Annotated in this window: 13 protein-coding genes; 5 read left to right on the top strand and 8 right to left on the bottom strand. The window is 37.3% G+C overall.

Features of this window, described 5'->3' with window-relative positions; all coding sequences use genetic code 11:
- On the bottom strand, window positions 1-321 hold a 321-nt coding region (locus tag CSV75_RS14745), incomplete at its 3' end, for an AIM24 family protein (protein ID WP_199171378.1).
- 413 nt (window positions 322-734) lie between these two features.
- On the opposite strand from CSV75_RS14745, the gene CSV75_RS14750 reads away from it, so the two are divergent.
- Window positions 735-1,130 (top strand): hypothetical protein, encoded by a 396-nt coding sequence (locus tag CSV75_RS14750; RefSeq protein ID WP_099676444.1) that lies wholly within the window; start codon window positions 735-737, stop codon window positions 1,128-1,130.
- 409 nt (window positions 1,131-1,539) lie between these two features.
- Here the strand turns inward: CSV75_RS14750 and CSV75_RS14755 are convergent, their stop codons facing one another.
- On the bottom strand, window positions 1,540-2,019 hold the full coding sequence (locus CSV75_RS14755) for a toll/interleukin-1 receptor domain-containing protein (protein ID WP_233191687.1): 480 nt from the start codon (window positions 2,017-2,019) through the stop codon (window positions 1,540-1,542).
- Window positions 2,020-2,870: 851 nt separating this feature from the next.
- On the opposite strand from CSV75_RS14755, the gene CSV75_RS14760 reads away from it, so the two are divergent.
- Entirely contained in the window at window positions 2,871-3,695 is an 825-nt protein-coding gene (locus CSV75_RS14760; RefSeq protein ID WP_099676446.1) for a conserved phage C-terminal domain-containing protein, read from the top strand.
- Between the two features lie 145 nt (window positions 3,696-3,840).
- Here CSV75_RS14760 and CSV75_RS14765 read toward each other — a convergent pair whose 3' ends face one another.
- Both CSV75_RS14765 and CSV75_RS14770 read right to left on the bottom strand, forming a co-directional pair.
- Complete coding sequence (locus CSV75_RS14765) at window positions 3,841-4,560, bottom strand: nuclease-related domain-containing protein (RefSeq protein ID WP_099676447.1); 720 nt, start codon at window positions 4,558-4,560, stop codon at window positions 3,841-3,843.
- Window positions 4,561-4,758: 198 nt separating this feature from the next.
- The gene (locus CSV75_RS14770) at window positions 4,759-4,983 is read right to left on the bottom strand and encodes a hypothetical protein (RefSeq protein WP_099676448.1); all 225 of its coding nucleotides are present in this window, start codon (window positions 4,981-4,983) and stop codon (window positions 4,759-4,761) included.
- A gap of 288 nt (window positions 4,984-5,271) precedes the next feature.
- Here CSV75_RS14770 and CSV75_RS14775 point away from each other — a divergent pair, with 288 nt between their 5' ends.
- From CSV75_RS14775 to CSV75_RS14785, 3 genes are all read left to right on the top strand, one after another.
- Window positions 5,272-6,297 (top strand): DUF4238 domain-containing protein, encoded by a 1,026-nt coding sequence (locus tag CSV75_RS14775; RefSeq protein WP_099676449.1) that lies wholly within the window; start codon window positions 5,272-5,274, stop codon window positions 6,295-6,297.
- A 185-nt stretch (window positions 6,298-6,482) separates the two neighbouring features.
- Window positions 6,483-7,211: a hypothetical protein gene (locus CSV75_RS14780; RefSeq protein WP_099676450.1), complete on the top strand. Its 729-nt coding sequence runs from the start codon at window positions 6,483-6,485 to the stop codon at window positions 7,209-7,211.
- Between the two features lie 314 nt (window positions 7,212-7,525).
- On the top strand, window positions 7,526-8,650 hold the full coding sequence (locus CSV75_RS14785; protein WP_099676451.1) for a protein kinase family protein: 1,125 nt from the start codon (window positions 7,526-7,528) through the stop codon (window positions 8,648-8,650).
- Window positions 8,651-9,290: 640 nt separating this feature from the next.
- On the opposite strand, the gene CSV75_RS14790 is transcribed toward CSV75_RS14785, so the two are convergent.
- From CSV75_RS14790 to CSV75_RS14805, 4 genes are all read right to left on the bottom strand, one after another.
- Window positions 9,291-9,821, bottom strand: a complete 531-nt coding sequence (locus CSV75_RS14790) for a hypothetical protein (RefSeq protein WP_099676452.1) — start codon at window positions 9,819-9,821, stop codon at window positions 9,291-9,293.
- A gap of 288 nt (window positions 9,822-10,109) precedes the next feature.
- Window positions 10,110-13,196: a type I restriction endonuclease subunit R gene (locus CSV75_RS14795; protein ID WP_099676453.1), complete on the bottom strand. Its 3,087-nt coding sequence runs from the start codon at window positions 13,194-13,196 to the stop codon at window positions 10,110-10,112.
- A 12-nt stretch (window positions 13,197-13,208) separates the two neighbouring features.
- A complete protein-coding gene (locus CSV75_RS16150; RefSeq protein WP_144034788.1) occupies window positions 13,209-14,453 on the bottom strand; it encodes a restriction endonuclease subunit S in 1,245 nt (414 codons plus the stop codon).
- Window positions 14,450-17,017, bottom strand: a complete 2,568-nt coding sequence (locus tag CSV75_RS14805; RefSeq protein WP_099676454.1) for a type I restriction-modification system subunit M — start codon at window positions 17,015-17,017, stop codon at window positions 14,450-14,452. Before CSV75_RS14805 ends, CSV75_RS16150 begins: the two co-directional genes overlap by 4 nt.
- Window positions 17,018-17,029: the final 12 nt, after the last annotated feature.

Genomic DNA, 17,029 nt, shown 5'->3' on the forward strand with positions numbered 1-17,029 from the left:
GGCCTTATGTTTTAATCCTGAATCACAAGCTAAAAAGAGTCCATCTTCAATGACGAGTGACTGATCCCACTCGTCAACATCCAGTAGCAAAATATGCTTGAACGTTGGTTCTAAAACAAGTGTACCGGTTCCCGTGTACTCAGGTTTGATGCCCGATTCTTTGGTCACTTTGCCTCTAATCGCTTTTCCAATAAAGTCGCCTACTCCCTTAAGCCCAGTCGTCGCTCTCACATCTCCGGCTATCCATTGCATGGCCCCTGCCTGAATCGTAATGTTTGACTGACTAACATCGCAAACTAGCTGTCTTCTTCTTACATTCATTTCAGAAGCATAATATGCCGATTGGGCCGTAGCATGATCGATACTTAGTTCCCTTTGAAACTCTACTACTTTAAAAGGGCCTAGCTCCTCCCTGATTTTTACATTCTCATTGTCTTCAAAATTTTTGATCGTAAACAGAATAATCGCCCGCTTTCTGATTTTTTAATTTGTTTGCAAGGTTATGGTAATAATAACATGATTAAGACTAGTAAAATTCACATTTCTTATGCATTGATGAAAGGTACCTGTGCATGAAACTTTCATGATGGTTTACACATTCACGTTTTTTCTCAACAAGGTACTGTTTCTTTAGATTTAATTACTTGGTCTGAATACCAAGTTTCAGCTAAAAAGAAGAACTTGAGATATGCTATACTGAATTATAAAAACCTCGCAAATTGGAGGTGTTTTTCATGGATGAAAAAAGCACAAAAGTTAATTTGGATGCCGCAAAAGTACTTGCGAATTTAGCCAAAGAGATGCTGAAGTCCAGAGTCAGCGGTGATCGGATAACCGAGGCAGATCAGAAATCTACTTCAGAGTATAACCAAGCACTTTATGATACCTTGCATGCAATTAATGATGAAATCAAAAAATCTAATGATCAAAATGAGAGAAACATGCTGTATAAGCAGAGAGAGAACATCATGACTAGACTGAGGGAAGAAAAAGAAGGACAACGTCAGAATAATAATGATAGAGAAGAAAAAGACAGGAAGCAGACAACCAGCTTATTTGCTACGACAACTGCGGTTTTAGTCGGCGCAGGAGCTATCGCAGCGAGATTGTTGCTGGATAACAGAAAATAAAGTATTTCCGCTTTCATAAAAATTGCTCGCAAGTTATCTTTGTTTACCTGTGCATCACACAACTCGGGCACTATTCTAAATTGTTTTTGAGTTGTGTGATGCACTGGTAGGCTAAATAATTCAATGTTATGAGTTGCAAACAGCTATATATTTCTCTTCTATTTCCTCTTTTCGGCTATCCGAATTGTGTGGGAGTTGTGTTGGGACCTGGTACCTCAAACTCATTTCCAATCAAAAAAGAGCTTCCTGATCCATTTCTCAATCAGAAAGCTCCTCTATTTACTTGACCCAAATAGTACCTACTTTACGAATTTTAAGGTACCTGTGCGTGAAACTTTCATGAGTGTTTAAACATTCACGTTTGTTTCTCAAACAGGTACCTTATTTTACTTCGGTAGACCAACAGAGCTTAAAGGGTAACTAGCTCCGCGAGCTTGGCCGCGACGTCTGCCATCGGCTCTTCTGCAGTGCTCAGGCCGCTTCGCGATCCGAGCAATGGACTGACTTCGCGGAGGGCTTCATACGTCGTCTCGTGCACAATCGGAATGAGCCGATCACCCGCGAGAAGTGCCGAAAGTTCTTTGTCGGCGACGCCCTCTGCTGGGAGGCGGCGTAATAACGCAGGGGTCACCAGCACAATCCCAATCCGCGAGTTCGCCAAGCCTTTGTCGATGGCGCGAAGCATCGGCACACCGAGGCCAAGGTCTTTCTCGCTGAACCAGACGGAGACATCAAGTGACTCTAGCAGATCGTGCAGCTCCTTGGCTGCCTCCTTCCGGTCGTCCCACGCATGGCAGAGGAAGACGTCTCGCAGATCAGGCTGTTTCGCCAGATTTTCGACGCTGTTACGGACTGGCGTGAGTGCCCGAACTTGTTCAGGCGTGTACAATATAGACGAACCTGTTTCTGACCAGCGCGGTTTTGAACTGCGGACAGAACTTCCGCTACTACTTCGACCGCCCCCACTTGTCAAAGATGGGGAATAAGATGAGGGCGAATACGATCTGTAGCCGCCATAACGTCCCCTGCACGCTGGACAATTGGCTGCGGCACTCGCTGAGCTATGTCCCCTTACTGGAGCTGTACATCTAGCCATGTTTCTACCTCCCTAATTGAATGACGTTTCTGACAAATTATATCACCTTTCTCCAATAAAATACAGAGTATTTCGAGTGTTCTACATTTAATCATGGACAGTATTTAATTGTTGTCTTGAGAGTCTATCGGGAATACCTTTCCAGTAAAATTTGAACTCAGGGTATTAGACGTTTAACAAAGAGAATTAATACGCATGTTTTTTCTATTTTTAGCCATACCACTCTAACGGAAACTTTAGATTAACGAGCATAAGAAAGACACAACCACCATATAAAATTATAATTTTAAGGTACCTGTGCGTGAAACTTTATAATTTCTTTTTCATCTCTTGCTCTTCCTTTCTTTATGCACTTCTTCGCGCTATAGACATAGGTTATTGTATATAGTTTCATTTTATTTTTAAGAAATAAAAAACGATACAGCAACTGATTTCCACAGTTTCTCTATCGTTTTGGTTAATAGGTTCCTTATTTATTAACGCGTCTCTATAGGGCGACTTGCAACATTCATTCAAAATTACTATATGCGCCCTTTTATCTATTTAAAAAGACGATGTATCCTTTTCTAGAAAACTCTCTATATGAAGTATGAGGAGTACTAAATAGATACTCCTACAACACTTTACTCTAGGGGGACCACCATATGAAATTATTAATTACCGAAGATCCGATTCCATTATTACCTTCACTGGCAATGAAAGTTGGATTAAATGCTGAGATATTCTTGCAACAACTTCACTACCGTTTGAACATTTCAAAAAACATCCGTGACGGTCATAAATGGGTGTTCAATACATACGACGACTGGATGGAAGAATTTCCGTTTTGGTCGCTAAACACGATTAAACGGATTACGTACGACTTAGAACAAAAAGGTTATCTGATTTCCACTTCCAAGCACAATAAGATGAAAATCGACAACACAAAATGGTACCGAATCGATTATGAAAAGCTGCCATTTTCGTATACGCCAAATGAGATATCGGTAGACCCAAAATTAGTTGCTCCACCATCCCAACATGAGACGCCAATCAACTCACAATTAGACGCTGTGCAAACCCACTCTGGTACGAAGGCGTATCCCACTATGGGACAGCCTATAACCAAAGAACTTAAGAAGTTAAAGAATAAAACCTTTGTCGAGAAGAATCTCGACGTCGCACATTCTGTGATACAGTACCTAAATGACAAAACCGGAAAACATTTTAAAGCGGAGTCCATTGCTAACCGTAAATTCATCAACGGTCGAATCAAAGAAGGCTACACACAGGAAGATTTCATCCGTGTCATTGATCTAAAGACCAAGCAGTGGTTGAACCACCGTGAATTTAATGCGTTCCTTAGACCATCGACTTTGTTTAACGCAACAAACTTTGAAAACTATAGTAATGAACTAGTCGTAGCAAAAGAACCGAGAAGAGAATCATATGTTCCACCAGCTCTCGATTTTAGTGTTGGTGAGAAGTAAGCAATAGTTCGAATGGTAATGGAGCTATCAAGTTCACATAGAACTTTGTGAAAGTCACATGAGCGTGAAACTTTCATGATTGTTTCACACCGAAACGTTATTTTCCTTCGACTACTACATTCACTGAATCTACCACTCCGCAACTTCACTTTCTTGCTGGCGTGGCGTTATACTTCTTCCGCACCTGCTGCAAGTGCGCTTTCCTGATTGACTTCTTTTCTTCTTTCGGAAGATCTGCAAGCTGATCTAGGTTACTGATTATACTGTTCACCTGATTGTCAGTGAGACGAGGTCTATCATCTTGCTTGATCGCTTTCACCAATCCACGATAATGGACAACATCAGCTGACCGGAAAGGTTCTTTAAATTTAAATTCGACTTCGTTAGAGAAAGCGATGATGGAGCATACAGGCAGGTTCGGCAAGTTCAGACGGCTTTTGAGCGCTTCAATATGACCGTAGTTCTGCCGTATAGGATTGTAGAATTTCCGTTTGTTTTTATAGATGATCTGAGTCCAGTATTTCTGATTTTCACTGCCGAAGATCCATCCTTTATAGTGCTTTGTTTCGATGACGTGCAGCCCATATTTGGAGACAACAACATGGTCAATCTGCGTCAATCCATACTGTGCGTCCTCGACGTAGAGATCATGATAGGCCCGGTACTCTTCGCCTAGTTTTTTGAGTCGTTTCTGCACGATTCGCTCACCGACAGCGCCTCGCCATTTCGGCAGCTGCAATTGAACGACGGTGATAAGAACCACCATAGCGACGAGGAACCAGAAGGCTTTCAATTTTAGGATATATAATACGGTGGCAAAAAATAACTCCATTTTGTATACGCTCACTTTCCAAATCTTATACATTTACTTGTTACTCTTATATTACCGGGGCACCAGAAATAAGTCACGATACTCTCGATAAAACATTTTTACGTTGGATTCTATTTCTGCTTGTCACCTATCTAAACCGATCCCCTATTTTAAATTTTGAATCAAAAAAGTACCCATATGAGAAACATTCATGATTGTTTAAACATTCACGTTTGTTTTTCACACAGGTATCTAGTTTTTTCTTTGTATGGTCAACGATATATATAAATAATCCAGCAGCGCCTCTGTTCCAATTTGTTGGCTAGTATTGGTGCAATATTCTTTGAACCTACGAATATCCTCCTCATATTGTCTTGGGATCTGCTCCATCTTATTTTCAATAACAACTTTTCTGTCATAGTGACGTTTTTGGGTCTCAAATGTATCTTGGTGCTTTGATAATTTAAAATCTGACATCCCTTTTCCTCCCCACTTCTATTAAAAATCAATCTTGTCCACATTTTTGACAAATTGATTTTGAAAATAATTATGAGGTAATACATAAGAGGCTGTGAAGTAAAATAGATAATACCAGTGAGTGACAATACCTTTACTACTTCATACCTTACGGATAATAAATGTTCTTTTCAGAAATGGAAATGTTATACTTGTTATACAAACTCGGTGAATTCGTAATAGACCGTTATTCAGTAATCGGGCCAGATTGTTAAGTAACGTGAAACGTATAAAGGAAGTGAATTTTTGATGAGTAAGGTCATTAACCAGCACTACGTCCCACGCTCTTATTTAATGTATTTTGCTAATAAAAAAGGTAGCGAATATGAAATAAACGTCTATGACAAAGAGACTAACCGAAGCTTTCCTTGTAATATCAAAGGAGTCGCTTCGTCCAGATATTTTTATGATTTTCCTACAATAGATGATATGAAAAATGATCTTGAAAAAAAAGGAGAAACAGAAGCAATTTCTAATTTAGATCAAATTGAGGAAATTGAAATTCAGGCAGTAGAGAAGTTTTTCTCTGACATTGAAGGCGACTTTAAGAATAAATTAAATCATATAAGAACTAGATATACAATGACGCCTAACCCCTTGGAACGAAACGAGGTTATTACAGAAAGTGAAAAGGAAGCTCTTGCTATTAATTTAGCCTATCAATTAGTGCGAACTAGAGATTTTAGGGAGAATTTTAATGAATCAACTGACAAGTTTCTACAGCATATTGTGGATCGAATGGTGAAAAAAGAGTTTCCAGAAATGAAACCTGGTTCTGTAAAAGTAATTCGAGATAAAAAATATGATGGATTACAACACGCTTCATTCCTATTCAATAAAGATTTTTTAGAATTTCCTATGATTTTATTAAATCACATATGGACAATAGGGATTAATGAAACAGGCATGTCTTTCTATACTTCCGATAATCCAGTAGTTAAATATGGACATAAAAAAGATGCTTTCTTTAGTAACGCAGGAATAGCATCGCCCGGAATAGAAATTGCTTTTCCAATTAGTGAGAAACTTATACTTATATTAAGGGATAAAAGTTATTTCGGAGTTGATGCAGAATTGTTGTATGGTAATAAATTTATTAGGATGGAAGAGGAAAATGTAATTTTTTATAATTCGTTGCAAGTAACACAATCAAACAGACAGATTTATTCTTCCAATCCAGACTTTGAATTAATTAATAAAATGAAAGAGGATAACCCTGGTGCCTTAATCAGAAAATCAAAAATTGACGTAATCGCTGGAGGCAAAAAACTCTGAGATATGATAATCATAATTGAAATGTCTATCCTGTGTTAATGTGCAGTATAATATAATTTCTCAAACGGGCGCCATTCTAGAAATAGAATGGTGCCACAATTTGTGGCGATTGATATACAAGTAATCGACCCAATTTCGCATTGGAGAAGAATTCTTGATGAAGGTACTACGAGGGGGGTAATATCATGAATTTAAAAGATTATAGTTTTAATACAAAGGAAGACTTTATAGATTATCTTCGACATTTAATTATTGTTTCAGTAAATAGTATAAAGAGATATGAAATTCAACTTCATAACTTGGATGAGTTTATTCAGAAAGAAGATCTAATAGACTATCCCGAAGTTCCTGTTGAAGCGGATATATATGAAGAGTATAAGGCAATGCTTTCTTTTTCATCTTCTTATTTATTAAATATTATTGGAGATCAGGCAGGGTTTGGAACGTCTTATCAAAATTATCGAAAGAACGTTGAAAAAAAAAGCAAAGAGTTACAGATTGATTACTGCGAACTAAGCGTGGAAGAAAAAGCTGAATTAAATAGAGTTACCACAGCAAGAGATTGGTCTAGTCATATACCAGCTTCCTTAATTCATTCCACAAAAAGAAATGTCATTAAAGAAAAAGAAATTCGATATTTAATTGATATTCCAGATTTTCAATACTACGAGGCTGAATGGATTATAAGTTTATTTGAACAAAATAACGCAAATTTGGATGGGTTTAAAAAGATATTGGAACTTATGAAAAATGATTACACCGCTGTTACAAAATCACCTTGTAGCATTGTACAATTTAAAATTCCAGTAAGAACGATAAACGATTTAATAATTCCAAAAATATCTTGGGATATTCAATCAAAAAAAATTAAAACCAGAGATGAAATCCAAAAAGAATATTTAAAAGGTAAGTAATTGCGAGCTACGCTATTATCAAATGAGAGATATCATAGTAGCACTAGGAATAAAAAACTCTAATAAATTACTTGTGATAAGTGAATCTGCCGTAATCGGACCAATTAGTTTCTTGTCAAAGAACGGTGGTCTTATATTCGATGAGGAAAGGGCGAATGGAATAGCGAACTAATTACTTGTAATTTGTAAAAATCTGGTTTGATGTTAGATGAAAAGTTTCTTTTGAATTAACGTCTTTACTTGTTAAGTAACATATATCAAGGTTCTACATCATGGTATTATAAATACTATTGAATTGGGAGGAGAGAAGTTAAATGACGAAAATCGTTAACTTTGAAGCGATTAAGAAACAATTCATCCTTGTTAAACCCCTGGGTAGTGGTGGAACCGGAGATACACATCTTTTGAAAGATGAGACAACGGATATGCTTTTTGCATTTAAAAAATATGTACCAAAAGATTCGAATTATATAGATGAAAATTATGAACGTTTTATTGATGAGATAAAAATTTTATTTAATTTATCCCACCTTAATGTTGTACGAGTTTATAATTATTATCTGTATCCTCAACAAAAGACCGGGTATCTTCAGATGGAATACATAGAAGGTGATTCAATTGCAGAATTTGAAATAGATCCTTTTGGTGGAAAAACATGGTCAGACATTTTTATTGAAACAATAACCGCCTTCGAATATTTAGAATCGAACAATGTCTTACATCGGGATATTCGTCCAGCAAATATTATGATAGATAAGAATGAAAATGTTAAAGTTATTGATTTCGGTTTCGGAAAGAAATTGGAGGGTTTGGATCTTGACGCTAAAAGTGTTCATTTAAATTGGCCTGTAACCCAATTGCCAAATGAAACAAACTATGAAGGTATTTATAATCATCAAAGTGAAATTTATTTCCTTGGAAAATTACTGGACAATGTTATCGACAGGAGTCTATTTAGTTTTAATTTTGAACATATCATTGAAAAAATGATTCAATTAGACCCTGAGAATAGATATAAATCGTTTCATGATATTTCAATAGATATTTCTAAGGGTGTACTTGGAGAGATTGATTTTACAGAGGAAGAAAAAGATATATATGGAAAATTTGCAAACATACTCTCGGCTGTCATTATGTATTATTGGTCAGAATACGATCCGATTCGTGATGATAATGAAATCTTAAATAACCTTGCTAATCTAATAAGAAGAAGTTCACTTGAGAACGTTATTCAAGATAATGCGTTATTAATTACCTGCTTTATTAAAGGCCATTATGACTACAGTAATAATATAGATATTGAAGTATCAACAATCTCAGATTTTTATCGATTGCTAGATAGCCTAAGTCCTTACAAGGTAAAGATTGTATTAGATAATATAGATGCAAGATTATCTACTATAAAGGTAGAGGCAGTAGAGGATGATTTGCCTTTCTAAATCATTACGACTTAATATTTAATTGCACCGAGAAATCACAACACTTATGGCCATTAACTATGACGAATACATAACTACTGGAAATACTGAGTACAGAGGGTTGGAAAAAGAGAATTTTGAAAATCAAATCCTTTTATAAAGATGCTTAGAAAACAAATAGACTATGACAAGGTAAACCAGTAAGAAATAGAGTAGGTGCATGAATGAATTCATGCGCCTACTCTATTTCTACTTTTAACCTTGTTCAAAACCATACACGGATTTTCGGTGTACGAATAATTCACGTATGGAAAACCTGCGGAATTTTAAAGTACTGGGGGTGTCACAATTCAAAGGTTCTGATACCTTATTGTAAAAGTGAATATTACAGATGAATTGGGCCAGCCACTGCGGAGTAAAGAGCCACTATAAATAGAAAAACTTCTTGTATAATAAAGTAAAATGGTAGCTGTGCACGGTTGATTTATGACAATTAACCACTTCTGATAAATAAACAAGGGGATACCGACAAAGTGTTGTATAGTTGGTATCCCCCTTTTACTTTATGCAATTGTAGTGTATTGTCTGAATACTGTCTTGCACAGTACCTAAAATTATACTGGATTCTATGCAACGCTAGTGGGCACCTGAAATTCAACTATTACTTTTCTTTGAATTGGACTTTCTGATTCATCATATTAAGTAATGTGATCGCTTCCTCAAAAGTTTGTATAACTTTTCTGTCCTTAAGAAATTCACGATAATTCTTTACTTGGCCATCTCTTTTAGGATCATCGGGACAGTTAACCCAAACTGGCTCAGACGCCGGGTCTGCAATTAAAAGTTTGGGAGAACCCATAAAACTATTTTTCTTTTCAAACGTAAAAAGATGGACATAACTCATTTCATGTTTGGAAGCGTTATAAGCATGTTTTAATCCTAACATCGAATTTGCACCCGGTTGCCCTTTTTTCCGATATATACCATATTCTACTTTGTTGTTTATACACTGCCACTCGTCATTAGCATTAACCCAAAACAATAGTTCACATATAGACGCATTTACATCAAAAACCTTAATACTGAAGTCTTTGTCACTTTCCTGTTTGCTTGCGTCTACTTTCAATTTTTTATAGGATCTCCGTAAACCACTCTGAATTGTGCCCAATCTTAAATCTTTTTCTATAGCCATTTTAATCCCCTTTCTTCCGCAAACGGTGGCTCAAAACTCCGCTCTAGTGGCTCATTCTGTCCGCAATACTCAACAGACGCTGCCAAGGAGTTTAGCAATGGGATACAAATAAGTGCAAATTTATAGCGTTAAGTATTTTGAACGGGCAAGTTAGGATTACTATTTTCAACAATCGTACATTAATATTAGTTTTTTGCTAGAAGTCCTTCTATTATCCTACTTATCTTGGTACTTTGAAAATCTATATTCTACTTCGAATTTTATAATTAATTGTTTTTGTACTTCATCTCATATTTTAAACTTCGATTTAATCTGCGGAACAACCTTCACAAGATATGGCGTCAATGCAAAGTTATGCATAAGTTGATTAGGTCCTTGCTTTTTTGTTGCAGCTGAGAAGTCCAGACTACCAATCAAGTCATCAATGAAAGGTATATCTTGTGGTGAAGTGGCTGAATAAGCATCAATAGACTTTTCAAAAATTTTACCGTTTATGCCCCATTCATCAGCAACTTCATAAATCAGTACTCTCTTCTTCTCGTTTTTCCAATCTTCAAATGCCTGATCGAAATTGATGTCACTAGACACGTTTCCAGTTTGTAATTCTTCCACCACAAACTCTTTTAGTAATTGCGCTTGTTCATGTTCACCGAAGTTACTCAACTCTTCGATTTCTTGATGGATGATGCGTAACGTTTCTGCATCGACCGTTTGAATACCATTTGTTGAGGTAGCTTTAGATCCAATGAGATTCAGAATATGATTGGCATCAATGATCTGTGAACCTGCAAGTTTCGTTCTGCCTACTAAGGCAGGAGCTATATCACCCGGTAACTCTTCTCCCTCTTCAAAGGTTAAGTTACGGTACGCGCCAGTGTATTGAAGCCACGTCCGTTCATCTATTCCAAATGCTGCATCATCCCATGCATATTCATAATACTGCTCAACTAAGTTAAATTGTGTAGCAGCTTCTTTGTACACTTTTATGAACTGTTTCTTATGCTCTTCAACCGGTTCAATCGATTGCCAGTTCGTTGGATCAGGCAACGTATTCACCATCTCTATAAATGCGAGTTTCAACCTCTCGACTGCCGTTGAGTAGGGCTCGACAATTGCTTTACTGCTTGTTCCACCGCTACCGTAAAGTTTCAATGCGATATTGACCATTTCTTCAGTGATTTTAGGATATTGGAAATTAATCACCGTTCCGAATTCTTTCGTTGAACCATAGACACGATTCGTTCTGGAATACGCTTGTATCAATCCATGCAATTCGAGTGAACGGTCCACGTACAGTGTGTTGAGCAACTTGGAGTCATATCCTGTTAGTAATTGATCGGCTACGATGACAAGGTCTATGTTTTTAGGGTTACGTCCACTTCCCCCTCTTGTCGCACGTTCAATTACATCTTCAAAGTAGGCATCTTCTCCGCGCTTTTTGTCCCCAGCTACAAACTCAATTCCAGTGAACGCACCGTATTCTTTGAACATGTTTTCAATGACAGCAGGGTCTACACGTTCCGTCTCATTCTCACTGCCAAAACTAAAAGTCATAGCTATATTTAGTCGAATATCTCTTTCGGTCATTTGCTTTTTAAGTTCTTCGAAGTAAGCAAGCACACGTTTTTTATACGCGACTGTTAAAATGGCATTAAATTCTCGATTTTGAGACTGTGCGTCCCATTGCGTTAATATTTCGTCGACAACTCTCGGAATATGTGTCTCATCGTAGTAAACGAGTAACCCTGCTTTTTTCGCAGCTTTTTCAATTTCTAAGTCCGATAGTTGTTGTATTTCTCTTTCTAACTTCTTTATTTCTATATCTGGATTCTGGTTCTGAAATAATTCAATAAGCTGGTCTCTGAGATCTTCATAACTTTTAAATTCACCGGTATTAATGTAATCGACATGGAAGCCTAGAACGTTTCTGTCTGCAATCGCCTCATCAATCGTATACTGATGGATGAGGGGACCAAATAGTTTTTCAGTCGTATCAATCAGTTCACTTTTTTCGTTTATCTTTCCCTTCGCTTGATTTTCATCAAACAAAGGAGTGCCTGTATAACCAAAGAATAAACTATTGTTTCTAAAATACTGTTTAATGGTTCCCATCATTTGACCCATCGTTGTACGATGCGCTTCATCAATAATAAAGACAATGCGCTTATCAGCGAGGCGTGTATCGTTTGCCTCCATCAAATCTTTCACTAAATTACTTAGTTTATAGGTCGTCGTTACAACAATGCCGTTATTCGGTGAATGCAGGATTTTACGCAACTCGTATGTATACTTTGTATCATCTACAGAAACGGATTCATACGCTGCATAGGCTTTAAAGTTCTCGCTTGTACGACTGTCCAACTCACGCCGATCGACTAGGAAAACTACCTTGTCAAAGCCTGCTCGCGTGGAGAGAAAAAGGGCGGTTTTAAAGCTCGTAATCGTTTTCCCCGAACCTGTCGTATGCCATACAAAGCCACCGTGTGGGATCCGGTCTTCATTATCCCAACCAAATGCTGCTGCTTCAACTGCTTGCAAGGCATGCACTTGATAGGAACGCATCAGCATATGTCGACGATTGTCTTCTTCTCTTGCTTCATCAATCACTAAGTAATCCCCGACCATTTGATGCGCCATAGGAATCATTAAAAATTGGCTAATGACTTCTTCCCAGTTGTTCACAGGAATATTGTCTTTATCTGCCCAGTGGAAGAGGAAACTCGGATTGAAATCATGCACCGTTTTAGGCGTCGCAAAATAACGCGTCGCAACTTCAGAAGTCACGACCATCATTTGTGAAAACGCCATGAAATTCAGCGTATATTCCCCGGTTTGGTAATAACGTTTGAACTGACTATACGCTTCATCAAAGGTTTTATCAGCCCGTTTTTGTTCAATATTAATCAGCGGTAAGCCATTGATGAGTAAAACGAGGTCAAAGCGATTGCCATTTGGTGTCGTGACTTCCCTTGCGATCGTATAACTAGAGTCTCCACCACTGACTTGTGCTTTTTTAAAAATGGTCAGCGTGATTTGTTCTCTCGTAATGCAAGGGTCAGGATCTCGATAAATGCCATCAATCTTTCCTTTAGAGCCTTCCATCGCTAATAACTTCGCCGCTTCAAAACTATTGGCAATTTGATTCACTTGTGCCATCACTTGATTAAACTCATTATCTGTTAACGGAACACTTTCTAATTGATCGACGTTGATCCGATTCAATTCGCTACGCCAATGATTGATTAAATCTTGTGTCGTTACTTTTCGTTTCGTTCCATCGAGTTCTTCAGGAGATTTCCATTTGAAGCGTTGTAATTTCTCCACAAAACGATCTTGAAAGCTTGCTTCTGAAACATTCTTTGGTGCATTACTCATTAGAATACCTCCTTAGACAAACATTTCTTGTAGATACGCTTGCTTCATTGCTTTTAGTTTATCTAGTTGCTTTTGTTGGTTAGTAATCGAATCGTCTAGCTTTTTAAAGAATTCACTTATCATCTCTTGTTCCTCAATACTAGGTATAGCAATCATCTGCCTTTTTACTATATCGGAATTAAGATTAACCTGACTTCCAGGTTGTCCATATTTATTCCACATTGGACGGAACATTTCTAACCATTGAAACATAAACTCACGGTCAAATTTAGGGTTCATAAAAATTAAGAATCCATCATGTACACCTGTTTCTACATAATTCACAACTGGCTTTCCTACTGTTGCTGCTATACTTAATAGCAAATGTGGCTTATTTAACACTCGAGTTTTTCCTTGACCTAATATTGATAAACGTTGTTTTAGATAATTAATTCGGCCATTCTGTTCAGTTACATCTGAAATTCGTAGCCAACCAATGTTGGAATTCATATCAAACCACTTTGGATCTTGGATTGGTCTTGGGGATGCACCACGAACAATTTCCGCTAAGTCTCCTAATTTCCATTCTTGCCATTCATCCTTAAACCCCGCAAACCTTCTCTTCGGTACTCGTTCACCTTCAGCAGGGAACATCTCAGCAAGATAAGCAGATTTCAAAGCTTTTGTTTTTTCTAATTTGCGCTGTTCAAGAGAAATCATTTGATCTAAGTGCTTAAAAAAATTGCCGATTTTTTGTTGTTCTTTTTTTTCTGGATAAAATAATTGGAGTTTAATAAAATCGGGAATATTGATTGATTGAACTGTAGTGCCAGTCTTTACAATTGATTCTAAAATGAATGTTGTGTTTTTTTGTAATTGAGCTACTAAAAAAGACCTGGATATTATATTATTGTCGAAAATCAGTGCTTTAATATCTTGATTAATTGCAACATCAACAGTTGGTATGCTAATCGGGAAAAGCCTAACAAGTATTCCACTTCTCGATACTATGAGTGGTGTACCTGCTTTTACAATTCTTGTGGTATTATCTTCTACGGCTTTATTTGTAATGGTATGAGTTCCTTTAGAAATGTATCTATTTTTTATTTCTTGGGATGATAGCCATGAAATAGGGCCATTCCAATATTTTGGATTAACCTTTGATGGTGTCGCACCACCTCTTAAAGTAATGTCTTGGCCTAAAATACGCTGTTCCCAACCATCAGCATTTTGAAATTCTGTAAATCGTCTTTTCGGCACTAACTTATTTTCTTTCAAAACTCATTCACCACCAATTGCTGCATCATTTCTTCTAATTCTTGCTCCAATCGCTTACTTTCTTCTTCTAGCGTAGCTAACGTTTCAGAGTAACGTTCTTGTAATTGCTCTAATACTGCTAGTTCTTCTATTAAAGGATTTTCAATTAAACGCATAATCTTAGATACGATTGACCCGAACCACTTTTCATGCATAAGTTTATCTATTTCCTCATTCGTTAACCTTTCGATACGTTTTTCTGTTGCTTCTTTTAATTCTTGATTTAATTTCTTCACGTCACGATTTAAGGTTGTTTTTTCATTTAATAAGCCTTCTACTTTTTTCAACAATGTATATTCGGTACTTTCTTTTTCTGTTTCTTTTAACAGCGAACGTATCGCGCCTATTGTGAAAGCATCTTCTTTATCATTCAATGCTTCACTTAAAGCAACTTCTTCATCACTTTCATCCACTTTGGCTGCTTCGACTAATTCAGTTAATTCAGCATCGATTTCAGGAAGTCTTGTTTCTATTTCTTCTATAGCAGAAACTTCTTCTGCGAATAATTGTTTCTTAATCAATTCAGTCAAGATGATACTGCCTATCCAACCATCTTGCTCTTCTCTTTTCGTTTTTCCAGAACCTTTTGTGACCATTAACGGTACACGTGTGCGACCAGCCGTATAGAAGTCAGTTAACGCGATAATCTCGGTATCTTCTGTCAGCTTGTCTTTCCAAATTTCTGCAATAATTTGATAGCCATCGTATTCATCAATGTGATTAAAGGCTAACAAAAGCTCTTTGATCTCAACTAACATCGCATCACGTAGTTCAGGGATTCCATTCACATCATCGATTGTTTTTAATAATGCCCAATACTTGTCCATATACGTTTTTAATTGTTGTTCGACTGCTTTTGACTTTTGAATGACATGGTCATCAGTCAATACTTTTTTCGTTAGCTCATCCACAGATTCTGTGAGTTCAACGTATCCATGACGTACTTCTTTCAGTGCTTGTTTGATAATCGTTGGGACAGATTCTTGTAGTACTTTTAAATCTGCTATGTTTGCATATGGAATACCTCCGTAAAGATGAGCATCGACATCTTGCGGAATTTCTTCATCAATCGATTCAATATATCTAGGAATATTTAAGTTGTATTCATTTTCAATAATTTCATCTCTCGTTGCTAAGTGACTATAGCCAGCTTCTTCTCTACGTGTCGCGTATGTATCTACAATCCTCGCAATGTCTTTCTCTTGTAGAACGTTTTGCTTTCCTTCTTTCATAAACGTTTTAGAAGCGTCGATTAGTAATACGGGCGTGCCAAGCGGACGATCTTTCTTCAAAATAAGGACAGTTACTGGGATTCCTGTATTCGTAAACAATTTGTCTGGAAGGCCAATGATGGTATCAATATAATTCTTTTCCAATAAGCGTTTACGTATTTCTCCTTCTGCGCCGCCTCTAAACAATACGCCGTGCGGCAAGACAATCGCCATCGTTCCCTGTTGTCCTAAATGGAATAAGCCGTGTAACAGAAAGGCAAAGTCCCCTTTTGAATCGGGCGGTAATATGCCTGCTACTTCAAAACGTGGATCGCTCACCTTTAAATTCGATTTATTCCAGTTCTTCACGGAGTAAGGTGGATTCATTACAACCGCATCAAATTGCACACCTTCGTTTGGACGCTGTGGATCTTCTGGCCAGTCTTCTGCAAGTGTGTCACCATTATTCATATTCATTTTTTCAGGACGTACACCATGAAGAAGTAAGTTCATTCTTGTTAAGTTATACGTTGCAGTATTTTTCTCTTGTCCGTAATACGCTAAGCTTTTCTTTTCGTCTTCTGATAAGTACTTGCTCACGGTTAAAAGAAGAGAGCCTGAACCTACCGTCGGATCATAGATGGTTTCAATGGACTTCGTTTTTGCAACGATTTGTGCCATGACTTCACTCACTTGGGATGGCGTGTAGAACTCCCCCGCTTTTTTTCCGGATTCCATCGCGAATTGTCCAATTAAATATTCATACGCATCCCCTAATACGTCACCTTTTTGTAAAGCGACCATATTGAGATCTGCAAAGAGTAATACGAGCTCTTTGATGTTCTTACTACGTTCATTTAAGTTGCTGCCTAAAGCTGTATCTGTGAGGTCCAGTGATGAACTGGAGAACAGTCCTTTGAAATCATCTGAGTCACCTGTCACTGCAATTGTCCGTTCAAAGTGATTCAGGCTATCTGTTACTTTGCTAACTTCAAATTTACCTGAACGGATATCATGAATCCACGTTTGGTATAAGTGTTGTGGTAATACGTAGTAGCCTAGAACGCCAGACATCATCTCTATAAGGGGTTCTGGATATTGTGCGTAGCTTTCACGATACGCATCAATTACTTCTCGTTCGGTATTTTGTTTCATTCCACTTGTGATTCTAAATGTATCGATAGTTTTATCACTTAGGAATTTATAAAACATTAACCCCAACATATAGTCTTTATATCGACTGGCGTCCATTGATCCACGTAACTCATTGGCACCGTCCCATAGTCTTCTTTTTATTTCTTCTGATGTAATCAATTTAATTTCCTC

Origin of the sequence: Sporosarcina sp. P18a (assembly GCF_002743135.1) — a bacterium.
Lineage (GTDB): Bacteria > Bacillota > Bacilli > Bacillales_A > Planococcaceae > Sporosarcina.

Bases quoted from the DNA above. Each gene is read 5' to 3' on its own strand.
- CSV75_RS14750 (WP_099676444.1), top strand. From the start codon at position 735: ATGGATGAAAAAAGCACAAAAGTTAATTTGGATGCCGCAAAAGTACTT.
- CSV75_RS14760 (WP_099676446.1), top strand. From the start codon at position 2,871: ATGAAATTATTAATTACCGAAGATCCGATTCCATTATTACCTTCACTG.
- CSV75_RS14765 (WP_099676447.1), bottom strand. From the start codon at position 4,560: ATGTATAAGATTTGGAAAGTGAGCGTATACAAAATGGAGTTATTTTTT.
- CSV75_RS14770 (WP_099676448.1), bottom strand. From the start codon at position 4,983: ATGTCAGATTTTAAATTATCAAAGCACCAAGATACATTTGAGACCCAA.
- CSV75_RS14775 (WP_099676449.1), top strand. From the start codon at position 5,272: ATGAGTAAGGTCATTAACCAGCACTACGTCCCACGCTCTTATTTAATG.
- CSV75_RS14780 (WP_099676450.1), top strand. From the start codon at position 6,483: ATGAATTTAAAAGATTATAGTTTTAATACAAAGGAAGACTTTATAGAT.
- CSV75_RS14785 (WP_099676451.1), top strand. From the start codon at position 7,526: ATGACGAAAATCGTTAACTTTGAAGCGATTAAGAAACAATTCATCCTT.
- CSV75_RS14790 (WP_099676452.1), bottom strand. From the start codon at position 9,821: ATGGCTATAGAAAAAGATTTAAGATTGGGCACAATTCAGAGTGGTTTA.
- CSV75_RS14795 (WP_099676453.1), bottom strand. From the start codon at position 13,196: ATGAGTAATGCACCAAAGAATGTTTCAGAAGCAAGCTTTCAAGATCGT.